The sequence below is a fragment of the Curtobacterium sp. B18 genome (genome assembly GCF_000333375.1).
Classification (GTDB): domain Bacteria; phylum Actinomycetota; class Actinomycetes; order Actinomycetales; family Microbacteriaceae; genus Curtobacterium.
Window position 1 is genome coordinate 1 of the sequence record NZ_BACZ01000008.1, and the last position, 2,341, is coordinate 2,341.

The window sequence follows — 2,341 nt, forward strand, 5'->3', positions numbered from 1 at the left end:
CCCGTCCGTCACGTGCGTGCGGCCGCCGCCCCGCCCCGCGCCGCTCGCCCCGAGACTCGGCTCCGCGGACACCTTCGTGGCTCCGGAAGCGCGAAACTGTCCGCCTGGCCGAGTCTCGGCGTCGCGGAGTGCGGGGCGCGCGCCTACTGCTCGTAGGCGAGCGTGATCGTGTCGCCGCGGTACACCGTCGCGCCGGCGCCCGGGTCCGTGGACTGGACGGGGAGCGAGGCCTTCCAGTCGTAGAAGCCGCACAGGATGTTCGTGCAGTCCGGCACCGAGACCTTCAGCCCGAGCGCGTCGAGCGTCGCCGTGGCGTCGTTGATCGTCTTGCCGTGCACGTCCGGCAGCGTGATCGGCGTCGGACCCTTCGACACGACGACGTCGATCGCGGAGCCCTCGACCACGGGGTCGTCCGCGGCCTTCGCCGAGATGATCTGCCCCGTGGGGACGGTGTCGCTGTACTGCGCGTCCTGCGAGCCGAGCGTGAGCCCGACCGCGTCGAGCGTCGCCGACGCGTCGTCGACCGACTTGCCGACGACGTCCGGCACCGCGCCGAGCGAGACGGTGAGCGTCACCGGGCCGCGTTCGCCGTAGGCCTTGACGGTCGAGAGGTCGACGGAGGCACCGTCGGTCCCGAGTCCGGTCGCCGCGATGACGGTGTCCTTCGGGGCGTCGGCGGAGAACTGGTACTGGTCGTCCTGCAGCTCGAAGTCGTCGTCGAGCGCGGCGGTGACGGTGGAGAGCGGCTGCCCGACGATCGCCGGCAGGGCGATCATCTTCGGGCCGTTCGACACCACGATCTGGACCGAGGTGCCCTTGCGGACCTCGCGCCGGGCCGCGGGCTTGGTCGTGGAGACCTGCCCCTTCGCGACGACCGCGTCGAACCGGGTCGCGGTCGACGACGCCGTCTGCAGGCCCTGCGCCTCGAGGAGCTGGCGTGCCTGCGAGACCGACTTGCCCGCGACCTCGGGGATGCGGACGTTGCCCCACGGACCGGGACCGAACGCCCAGCCGATCGACCCGCCGAGCGCCATCAGCACGAGGACGACGACGAGGACGATCCAGCCGCGCTTCCGGCGCCTGGTCGACTTGTCGGCGAGGCGCTGTGCGGCGGGGGAGAGCGCACCGGGCTGCGAGCCGGTGCGCCGGGGGCCCGGTGCGTTCCGACCGCCACGGCCGCCGGGCTGCTGGGCCGACGAGCGCTGCGCCGGCTCGAGGATGGTGGTGGCGTCGCCGGAGTCCGCCGAGGTGGGCGTCGCGGACCCGGCCGGGATGATCGCGGTCGCGTTCTCGGGACGCAGCACGGCGGTCCGGTACTGCCCGGTGGCGCGCTGCTGGTCGCCCGCCATGTGGTCGAGCATCTCGCGGGCGTCACGCGGACGGTCGTCCGGGTTGCGGGCGGTGGACCAGGCGACGAGGTCGTCGAGCTCCGGCGGGATCCCGGCCACGGCGGCGCTCGGTGCGGGGACCTGGTCGTTCGCGTGCTGGTAGGCGATCTGCATCGGCTGCTCACCCTTGTAGGGCTGCTCGCCGGTGAGCATCTCGTAGAGCATGATGCCGAGCGCGTAGATGTCGCTGCGGGAGTCGGCGGCGCCGCGCGTGACGAGCTCGGGGGAGAGGTACGCGATCGTGCCGAGCAGGGCCGCACCGGTCGCGGTGTTCGCCGTGGTGGCGCGGGCGAGGCCGAAGTCCCCGAGCTTGATGCGGCCGTCGTCGGCGAGCAGGACGTTCTCGGGCTTGAGGTCGCGGTGCACGATGCCGGCACGGTGCGCCGAGGCGAGGCCGGCGAGGACGGCCCGGAGGATGTCGGTCGCCTGCTCCGGCGTGAGCGCGTGGTGTTCCTGCAGGAGGTCGCGGAGCGTGATGCCCGGGATGTACTCCATGACGATGTACGCCGTGTCGTCCTCGGCGCCCTGGTCGTACACGCCGACGAGGTTCGGGTGGGAGAGCCGGGCGGCGGAGCGGGCCTCCTGGATGAAGCGCTCCCGGAAGGCCTGGTCGTCCGCCAGGTGGCCGTGCATGATCTTGATCGCGACGCGTCGCTCGAGCCGCACGTCGGTCGCCAGGTACACGGTCGCCATGCCCCCGCGCGCGATGCGGGAGCGTACGCGGTACCGGTGATCGATCATGCGACCGATCATCGGGTCCGTGGCGGCGTTGGTGGTCATCGGCGGCATTCTACGAATCGGGACTGCACGGACCCGCACTGACGCACCGGTCGTGACCGAATCTCGATCTTGCGGATGACTCGGTTCTGTCGGGCGGCCAGGCCTGCGAGCACGCCCGGGGACCGGGCGGCCGGGGTCAGAGCGATGCCAGCAGGCTCTGCGCGGTCTTCTCC

At 72.4% G+C, this 2,341-nt stretch carries 1 protein-coding gene; it reads right to left on the minus strand.

Translation table 11 applies throughout. The features are described 5' to 3' along the window. Positions 1-143 precede the first annotated feature (143 nt). On the minus strand, positions 144-2,168 hold the full coding sequence (pknB, locus tag I5E_RS00180) for a Stk1 family PASTA domain-containing Ser/Thr kinase (RefSeq protein ID WP_031260802.1): 2,025 nt from the start codon (positions 2,166-2,168) through the stop codon (positions 144-146). Between the last annotated feature and the right edge of the window lie 173 nt (positions 2,169-2,341).